Raw genomic sequence first — 9,141 nt, 5'->3', positions numbered from 1 at the left:
TCTCCACCGACCCGGTGGGCTGGGTGTAGCGGCGCCGCAATCCGCCCGATGTCGCCAGATACACCGTCTCCTGCGCGTGCCGGGCAAAACCGTACAACTGGTCGGTGCCACGGAAGCCGCGACTCAGGCCACGGGCGACGTCGGCGAACACCTCGGGGCCAGTGCCCGGCGTCGGAGCATCCCAGTCGGGCGGTGCGCCGTCGCCGGCTAGCAGCGGCGCAGCGTCGCGGGCATCCGGCGCTGCCACGGCAGCCGCCTGCGACGCGGCGACTAAGTCCTCGATCACCGACGGGTCCACCTCGGATGAGGTCAGCGAGCCCGCCCGTGCGCTATCGCCATGGCGGACAATCGAAATCACGGTTGTGTGACGGGCCGTCGAGACGCCGTTAGTGGTCATCGAGTTGTTCGCCCACCGCAGCGACGCCGCCAGCCGGTCAGTGACCAGCACGATCGTCTCGTCGGCGCGTCCCCGCCGCGCCGCGGCTTCCAGCGCGATGTCGATCACCTCCTGCGCGCTGATCATTGGCCGGCCTCGATGCGGGCGTTAAGCACGTTGACGCCGCGGAACAGCGCCGACGGACAGCCATGGCTGACCGCGGCCACCTGACCGGGCTGAGCTTTACCGCAGTTGTACGCCCCGCCGAGGCGCCAAGTCGACGGCCCGCCAACAGCTTCCATCGAATTCCAGAAATCGGTGGTGGTGGCCTGATAGGCGACGTCGCGAAGCTGGCCGTCCAGGCGTCCATTGCGGATACGGTAAAACCGCTGCCCGGTGAACTGAAAGTTGTACCGCTGCATATCAATCGACCACGATCGGTCGCCGACGATGTAAATGCCGTCATCGACGCGGGCGATCAGATCAGCGGTGCTGCGGTCCTCCGGGCTGGGTTGCAGCGAGACGTTGGGCATCCGCTGAATCGGTACATGATGCGGCGAGTCGGCGTACGAGCAGCCGTTGGAGCGCGCCAGCCCCAACCGTGGTGCGAACACCCGGTCCAGTTGATAACCGACGAAGGTGCCGTCGCGCACCAGATCCCAGCTTTGGGCGGCCACTCCCTCGTCGTCGTAACCGACGCTGGCCAAACCGAATTCGACAGTTCGGTCGGCGGTCACGTTCATCACCGGCGATCCGTAGCGTAAGCTGCCGAGCTTGTCCGGGGTGGCGAACGAGGTGCCGGCGTAAGCGGACTCGTAGCCGATGGCACGATCGTATTCGGTTGCGTGTCCGATGGATTCGTGGATCGTCAGCCACAGGTTCGTGGGGTCGATCACCAGGTCGGTTGGGCCGGGTGTCACGCTGGGCGCCTTGATTTTTTCGGCCAGCTGCGACGGCATCTGCGCCAGCTCGTCGGTCCAGTTCCAGATTTCGTCGCCGGCCAGCATCTCCCAGCCGCGGCCCATCGGCGGCACCAGCGTGCGCATCGAGTCGAACCCGCAGCCTCCGGTGTCGATGGCGACCGCCTCCAGGACGGGCATCAGCCGCACCCGCTGCTGGGTGATCGACGAGCCGAATGTGTCGGCGTAAAACGTCTGCTCCTTGACAGCGTTCAGGCTGGCCGACACGTGGTCCACGCCGTCGGCGGCCATCAACCTCCCGGAGTACTCGTCAAGTACGGCGATCTTGTCGGCGGTGGTCACCGCGAACGGGTCGATCCCATAACTCGAGACCCAGATGACGTCGTTGTACACCGGCTCGGCTGCCAGCTCGACGGGGTCGGTGTTCAGCGCCGCGAGCGTCCTGGCCACCCCGACAGCCCGTCGCGCCGTGTCGGCCGCAACGGTCGGCGACAGCTCGGCGTGCGAGGCGAATCCCCAGGTCCCCTCGACGACCACTCGGACCGCCACGCCGAGCTCGCGGCTGAGCACCGCGGTCTCCAGCTCGCCGTCGCGCAGGTGGATGACCTCGGTGATGAGCCGGTGAATCCGCAGGTCGGCGTGGCTGGCGCCGGCCGCAGTCGCCGCCGACAGCGCGGCGTCGGCAAGTTCGTGGCGGGACAGGTCGAGAAAGTCGGCATCGATCCCCCGGTTCGGTGTCACACCTCCACCGTAACGAGCCGGTTTAATACCCTCATGCGCCGATCGACCGCGCTGGGCTATGCGCTGCTCGCCCCCAGCCTGTTCGGGGTGGTCGCGTTTTTGCTGCTGCCGATCCTGGTGGTGGTGTGGCTGAGCCTGCACCGCTGGGACCTGCTCGGGTCGATCGAGTATGTCGGGGGCGAGAACTGGCGCTCGGTGCTCAGCGACTCGGCGTTCGGCAATTCACTGCTTGTCACGCTGATGTTCGTTGCGATCGTGGTCCCCACCCAGACGGTGCTCGGGCTGTTGGCGGCGTCGTTACTGGCCCGCGAGCTGCCCGCCAGCGGATTGTTCCGCACGCTCTACGTGCTGCCGTGGATCTGCGTCCCGCTGGCGATCGCGGTGATGTGGCGCTGGATCCTGGCGCCCACCGATGGCGCCGTGAGCACCGTGCTGGGCCATCGCATCGAATGGCTCACCGATCCCGGTCTGGCGCTGCCGGTCGTGTCGGCGGTGGTCGTATGGGCCAATGTCGGCTACGTCGCCCTGTTCTTCCTCGCCGGCATCCTGGCGATCCCCACCGACATTCACTCCGCGGCACGCATCGACGGGGCCACCGCCTGGCAGCAATTCCGGCGCATCACACTACCGATGCTGCGGCCCACCATGTTTTTCGTGCTAGTCACCGGAGTCATCAGTGCCGCACAGGTTTTCGACACCGTCTACGCGCTGACCGGCGGCGGACCCGATAACCACACCGATCTGGTCGCGCACCGCATCTACGCCGAGGCGTTCGGGGCTGCGGCGATCGGCCGGGCGGCGGTGATGGCGGTGGTGTTGTTCGGCATCCTGGTCGGCATCACCGTGGTCCAACATCTGTACTTCCGTCGACGGATCAGCTATGACCTCACCTAAATCGCCGTCGGCAGTTCTGGTTTACGTCGGCCTGGTGCTGGGTGCGCTAGTCACGCTGGCGCCGTTTGCGCTCGGCTTGCTCACTTCATTCACCTCCGCGCACCAATTCGCAACCGGCACACCGTTGGCCTGGCCGCGACCGCCGACGCTGGCCAATTACGCCGACTTGGGCGGCGCGGGTTTCGGTCGGGCCCTGGCGGTGACGACGTTGATGACGGCGGTGATTCTGCTTGGGCAGCTGACGTTTTCGGTGCTTGCCGCTTACGCGTTCGCTCGGCTCCGCTTTCCCGGCCGCGACGCCCTGTTTTGGGTCTATATCGCGACGTTGATGGTGCCCAGCTCGGTGACGGTGGTGCCGCTGTATCTGATGATGGCTCAGCTGGGGATGCGCAACACCTTTTGGGCGTTGGTGTTGCCATACATGTTCGGCTCGCCTTACGCGATTTTCCTTTTGCGCCAGTACTTTCGCGCGATACCCGATGACCTGATCAACGCCGCGTATCTCGACGGCGCTAACACGCTGGACGTCATCGTGCACGTGGTGCTGCCCGCCAGCCGACCAGTCCTGGTCACGCTGATGCTGATTACCGTGGTGTCGCAATGGCATCACTTCATGTGGCCGCTGGTGATCACCACCGGCGCCAAGTGGCAGGTGCTGACGGTGGCGACTGCTGCGCTGCAGTCGCGGTATAACGCCCAATGGACGCTGGTGATGGCTGCCACGGCTGTGGCGATTGTGCCGCTTTTGGTGCTGTTTGTGTTTTTCCAGCGTCACATCGTGCGATCGATCGTCGTGACGGGGCTCAAATGAGCTACCGGCCACGGTTTTCCACGCTCTTTGCACTCGCTTTAGTGTTCGTCGCCGTGTTGCTCGCCGCGACAGCGGTGCTGTTGGACATCTCGGCCCGGCCGCGCGGCGGTAAGACCGTGGTCACCGTTCGATTGTGGGACGAGCAGGTGGCGGCCGCTTATCGGGAGTCGTTTGCGGCGTTCACCCGGGCGCATCCCGACATCGAAGTGCACACCCATGTGGTGTCCTACTCCACCTACTTCAACACGCTGCGCACCGACGTCGCGGGCGGTAGCGCCGACGACATTTTCTGGATCTCCAATGCGTATCTCGCCGGATACGCCGATAGCGGCCGGCTGATAGATATCGGGAAGAGCCTTGGTGCGAGTGCCGCATCGGCGTGGGAACCGTCGGTGGTCGAGCAGTTCACCCGTCGCGGAGTGCTGTGGGCCGTCCCCCAACTAACCGATGCCGGAATCGCGGTGTACTACAACGCCGATCTGCTCGCCGCCGCCGGTGTCGACCCGGCCGATTTGGCGGCGCTGCGGTGGAGCCCGGACGGCGCCGACACCCTGCGCCCTCTGCTGGCCCGGCTCACGGTCGACGCCGATGGACACACCGCTGCCACACCGGGTTTCGACGCCGGGCGGATCCGGCAGTGGGCATATAACGCGGCCAACGACGCGCAAGGGATCTACCTGAACTACATCGGCTCGGCCGGAGGCGTGTTTCAGAATGGTGATCGTTTCGCGTTCGACAACCCCGGCGCGGTCGAGGCTTTCACCTACCTGGTCAGGCTGATCAACGGCGACCATGTCGCACCACCCGCCTCGGACACCAACGACAACGGCGACTTCTCCCGAAACCAGTTCCTGGCCGGCCGGATGGCACTCTTCCAGTCCGGCACCTACAACCTCGCGGCGGTCGCTGACCAGGCCGGCTTCCGGTGGGGTGTGGCAATGCTGCCCGAAGGGCCCAAAGGCCGCGTCTCCGTCACCAACGGCATTGCCGCGGCCGGCAATTCCGCGAGTGTGCACCCCGACGCGGTGCGTCAGGTGCTGTCGTGGATGGGTAGCAACGAGGGTAATCAATACGTCGGTCGGCATGGCGGCGCGATTCCCGCTGTGCGATCGGCCCAGCGGGTGTACTTCGATTACTGGGCCGCAAAGAACGTCGACGTGCGGCCGTTCTTCACGGTATTGAACGGGCCGCGCATCGCTGCGCCTGGCGGCGCTGGCTTCGCCGCCGGGAATCAGGTGCTCAAACCGTATTTCGACGAGATGTTCCTGGGCCGAAGTGATGTGCCGACCACCCTGCGCCAAGCACAGAACGCGGCCAATGCCGCGGCACGCCGTTAGGCGGCAAGCCGCAGAAGTCGCATCTGTCACGTTAATCCCTGCGACGAACCGGTGTAGAGTTTGCCCGCCTCTGAGCGACAAGTAGGCATGGGGCGGTTTTGTCGCTCGTCGGCGGGCACACCGAACACCGCAACCCGCAGAGACTGGCGTGACTCTTGTGACGCCCAACCCGCGGCTAGCGGCCCAGCGGTATTTCCAATGCGATCGCCGCGCCGCAGATCGCCACCGTGATCGAGAGCGCCAGCCAGTCAGCCAGTTTCGGCCGCGCCGGCGCGGCCGAAATCTGACCGGTACCGCCGCGCGCCGTGATCGCATCGCCCATCTCGTCGGCGCGACGCAATGTCACGGTGATGGCCGCGGCGATCAGGTCGATCAATTCCAACGCGCGACGCCTGCGACGTGCCCGGCGGGTCAACGCAACCGGCTTGGGCCGTAACCGGCGCGCCGCGTAGAGCACCCGGAATTCGTCGATCAGCATCGGAAAGGCGCGCAATGCGAGCGCCAACGCGACGGCCCACTCGTCGATCGGTATCCGCAATAGTCGCAATGGGCGGCCCAAAGTGGCCACGGCCGGCGCTATCTCGGCGACGTTTGTCGTCCAGGACACCATCGCTCCCAGACCCAGCAACACGATCGACAACGCGGTGATGCGCAGAAAATTGAACAGGCCGCCGAATCCGAGTGGAACCCCGGCCAATTCGACAACCGGAGAGCCGCCGGCGAACGCCGCGGTGATGCCGCCGATGGCCAGCAAAAGCCACAGCCAGCGCGGTACCGACGGCAGCGCCCCCCGCGGAATGTGCGCGATCCGAATCGCCGTCAGCACCAATGCCGCAACCAGCCCGATTGCGATCCACCCGGGATAGAACGTCAGCAGAACCGAAATGCCGCAGACCACCAGCAGTTTGGTACCGGCCCATAGCTCGTGGACTGCCGAGGTACCGGGCACCGGACGCAGCAGCACCATCGGGCGATTGGACCGCCGGTCGCGGCGCTCACCTGTTGAGGGCGCGGTCATGACCAGCCTCCCGCCGTCGTCGCAACCGGCTCGAGGACACCGTCGCGCAGATGCACGGTCCGCGGGCACAGCTCCTCCAACCCGGCGAAATCATGAGAGATGACAACGACGGTCAGCTCCTGCTCGCGGCGCAGTTCCTCCAGCAGCCGTAGCAGGCCGCGTTGGGTGGCGGCGTCCAGGCCCGCCAGCGGCTCGTCGAGGATCAATGCCCGCGGCGAGCGCGCCAGCAGGCCGGCCAACACCACCCGGCGCATCTGACCGCCGCTGAGCTGGTCGATGCGCCTCTTTGCCAGCGCACCGTCCAGTCCGACAACGGCCAGCGCGGTCACGATGCGGTCATGGTCTTTGGGCGAAAACCCGGCCGCCGAGGCAACTTCCAAGTCGACGCGGCTGCGCATCAGCTGCAGCCTGGCGGCCTGAAACGACAACGCAACCGCCCCGACCCGCTCATGGGTGGGTCGGCCGTCAAGCAGACAGGTTCCCGTGGTCGGTACCGTGAGCCCCGCCATGATCCACGCCAGCGTCGACTTGCCCGAGCCGTTGCCGCCGTGAATAAGTAGTCCATCCCCCTGGTGGACCGTAAAGCTGACGTCGCGCAGCGCAGCCTTCGCCCACGGGGTCCCACTGCTGTATTCGTGCCCGACACCGGCGAGTTCGAGCACCGGCGCGCCGGAGTTGTGGCCGATCGCGGCGGTTGATGCCGGCGCGGCGGTGGTCTCTACCATGTCGGTGTTGTCACCGGAGTCGCTGAGATTGATTGTGCGGTCAGCAGAATCGGCTTCATTGTTGTAGTGCGTGATGTGAACCAGCGCCGTGCGGTGCTGCTTCTTCAGACCGGATAGCACTCCTAGCAGCGCTTCCCGGCCCTGCTGGTCGACCATGCTGGTGACCTCGTCGGCGATCAGCAGCGCCGGCTCCCGAGCCAGTGCTGCAGCCACTGCCAGCCGCTGCAATTCACCACCCGACAGGCTGCCGGTGTCGCGTTCGGCGTGCGCGTCCAGACCCACCTCAGTCAGCAACCTGCCAACGTCGATTGCCGTTCCGGGCGGCAGACCCCACACCACGTCGTCGGCCACCCGCGTCCCCAGCACCTGGCTCTCCGGGTGCTGCATGACCACCGCGGTACCGCCTAGCCGACCCAACCCCACCGCGCCGGGGCGTTGCACCGTCCCAGAAGTCGGCTCCCGGCCGGCCAACATCAGCATGAGTGTGGTTTTGCCCGAGCCGTTGGCGCCGGTGACAGCGACGTGTTCGCCGACCTGCACATCCAGGCTGACCGCCCGCAGCGCGTCGTGATCGGCGCCCGGGTAGCGAAATCGCACGTCGTCCAGCCGGACTGGTACCGGGGCGATCGGTGCCGTCTCGACCGGTGCATCGAGTTTGTGCACATCGGGGATGCCGCGCATGCGCTCCAGCACGCGAGACAGCGCCCACCACCCAATCAACGAGACGCCCATGATTCCGAGCACCGACTGGCCGAGCAGCAGCCATGGCCAGTAGTGCAGCGCCTCGGCGAAGAAGTGCTTCAGGTCTAAAGCGAGCCGGTCGAGCCGCGCCCACGTCAGGACGGCCGCCACGCCGTCCACGTTGGCGCTCATCGCGTCGAAGATCAGGTGCCGTAACCGACTCAACACGGCCAGCGCGCCCACCATCGCGGCGCCAAACACGGTCCCGGCGACGAACGCCGCGGCGAGCACGGTCGGGGTGCCGCGGCGCCTGCGCTTGACGATGCCCGTCAGGCCACCGACGTAGGCACTGTTGACGACGGTCATCAAACCGCCGAGACCCGCGATCAGGAAGGCGATCACCCCGGCGGCGACCGTAGCGGCGATCAGCACGCGGAGCCGGTAGCGGTAAGCAAGCAGCCCCATCGGGACGGTGCCCAGCAGAGACAGTGCGCCGGCAAACGGCACGACGACGGCAAGGATCGCGGTCGCCGCGCAAAGTGCCGCCATGACTGCTGACTGCGCGAGTTCGCCTGGCTTCAGCGATCGCGCCCCTCGGGAAGTCGTCAGGGGGCACGGCGCGCTCATTGCACCAATTGTGCCAGTTGTTCCGCAGTTCCCCGCGCGTCGAGCGTGGCGGGTCACCCGAGTTCGCCCATCGAAATTTGCCGGTTCGTGGCCTAGATAGCCTAGCTATGCAACTATGGACGCATGATGACATCCGCAACCGCCGATCGCGGCGCAGCCGGGGAGACCGGCGGCGGTCTGGGCGCGGATCTACTCGCCGTGGTCGCCCGGCTCAACCGCTATGCCACCCAGCGCATCCAGATGCAGTTGCCGGCCGCACAGGCCCGGTTACTGTCGACCATCGACGCCCACGGTGAAGCGCGGATCTGTGATCTTGCCGCCGTGGACCACTGCTCACAGCCGACCATGACCACCCAAGTGCGACGGCTCGAAGATGCCGGCCTCGTGGCGCGGACCGTCGACCCCGGCGACGCCCGGGCAGTCCGCATCCGGATCACGCCCGAGGGCATGCGCACACTCAACCGCGTGCGGGTCGACCGGGCCGCGGCGATCGAGCCGCAACTTGGCAAACTCGGTGCGGCGGACCGCCAGACGTTGGCGAAAGCCGTCGCGGTGTTGCGCCAGCTCCTCGAGGATGCGGCGCCGGCCCCGCGACCGGGCGGAACTCGATAGCGGCTGGTAGCTGGGCCGAAAGGCCAGCGGCGGCAGCCCCCTGGGGTGTTCCGGGGCATTATGGCGGTAGATGAACCCTCACTCGGCCCAACGCGATGGGCGCGGAAGGTGGTGGCTATGCCGACGGAAGCATTCGCTTCCCCCCTGATCGTTTGGTTCGGCCCCAACAGATACACCTTTCCGGTTGGCCGGGACGTGACCATTGGCCGCGACAACCGAGCCGATATCCGCGTCGACGGCACGGCCACATCCACCTCGTCCACCCACGTCGTGGTGCATCACAACGGCAGGCAGTGGATCGCCGTCGATCGCGGCGAAGGCGGCATCTATGTCGACGGCGTGCGAATGTCCACGGTCTTCATCCACGACGGCAAAGCGATCACTCTCGGCGATCCGGAG

8 protein-coding genes and 1 pseudogene are annotated in these 9,141 nt (G+C 66.4%); 5 read left to right on the top strand and 4 right to left on the bottom strand.

Translation table 11 applies throughout. The features are described from left to right. Together WB785_RS11540 and WB785_RS11535 are read right to left on the bottom strand one after the other, a co-directional pair. Positions 1-523: pseudogene (locus tag WB785_RS11540) on the bottom strand (TldD/PmbA family protein); the annotation flags it as partial. Beyond that, positions 520-2,037, bottom strand: coding sequence for a TldD/PmbA family protein (locus tag WB785_RS11535; protein WP_424079259.1), 1,518 nt, complete (start codon positions 2,035-2,037; stop codon positions 520-522). The gene WB785_RS11535 and the pseudogene WB785_RS11540, both read right to left, overlap by 4 nt. 33 nt (positions 2,038-2,070) lie before the next feature. On the opposite strand from WB785_RS11535, the gene WB785_RS11530 reads away from it, so the two are divergent. From WB785_RS11530 to WB785_RS11520, 3 genes are read left to right on the top strand one after another with little or no spacing between them, the layout of a single operon-like run. After that, a complete protein-coding gene (locus WB785_RS11530) occupies positions 2,071-2,931 on the top strand; it encodes a carbohydrate ABC transporter permease (RefSeq protein WP_424079258.1) in 861 nt (286 codons plus the stop codon). Then, positions 2,918-3,742 (top strand): carbohydrate ABC transporter permease, encoded by an 825-nt coding sequence (locus WB785_RS11525; protein ID WP_424079256.1) that lies wholly within the window; start codon positions 2,918-2,920, stop codon positions 3,740-3,742. Before WB785_RS11530 ends, WB785_RS11525 begins: the two co-directional genes overlap by 14 nt. Next, positions 3,739-5,079, top strand: coding sequence for an ABC transporter substrate-binding protein (locus tag WB785_RS11520; protein WP_424079255.1), 1,341 nt, complete (start codon positions 3,739-3,741; stop codon positions 5,077-5,079). The genes WB785_RS11525 and WB785_RS11520 overlap by 4 nt, the downstream gene beginning before the upstream one ends. A 175-nt stretch (positions 5,080-5,254) precedes the next feature. Here WB785_RS11520 and WB785_RS11515 read toward each other — a convergent pair whose 3' ends face one another. Next, the gene (locus WB785_RS11515) at positions 5,255-6,097 is read right to left on the bottom strand and encodes a CbiQ family ECF transporter T component (protein WP_424079254.1); all 843 of its coding nucleotides are present in this window, start codon (positions 6,095-6,097) and stop codon (positions 5,255-5,257) included. Continuing rightward, the gene (locus WB785_RS11510) at positions 6,094-8,130 is read right to left on the bottom strand and encodes an ATP-binding cassette domain-containing protein (protein WP_424079252.1); all 2,037 of its coding nucleotides are present in this window, start codon (positions 8,128-8,130) and stop codon (positions 6,094-6,096) included. Before WB785_RS11510 ends, WB785_RS11515 begins: the two co-directional genes overlap by 4 nt. A gap of 123 nt (positions 8,131-8,253) precedes the next feature. Between WB785_RS11510 and WB785_RS11505 the strand changes: the two genes are divergently transcribed. Together WB785_RS11505 and WB785_RS11500 are read left to right on the top strand one after the other, a co-directional pair. Further along, the gene (locus tag WB785_RS11505) at positions 8,254-8,742 is read left to right on the top strand and encodes a MarR family winged helix-turn-helix transcriptional regulator (RefSeq protein WP_424079251.1); all 489 of its coding nucleotides are present in this window, start codon (positions 8,254-8,256) and stop codon (positions 8,740-8,742) included. A 117-nt stretch (positions 8,743-8,859) separates the two neighbouring features. After that, on the top strand, positions 8,860-9,141 hold a 282-nt coding region (locus WB785_RS11500; protein WP_424079249.1), incomplete at its 3' end, for an FHA domain-containing protein.

Origin of the sequence: Mycobacterium sp. (assembly GCF_049585075.1) — a bacterium.
GTDB lineage: Bacteria > Actinomycetota > Actinomycetes > Mycobacteriales > Mycobacteriaceae > Mycobacterium.
Note: the sequence above shows the minus strand (reverse complement) of the source record. Positions and strands in the feature narration are given on the sequence as shown.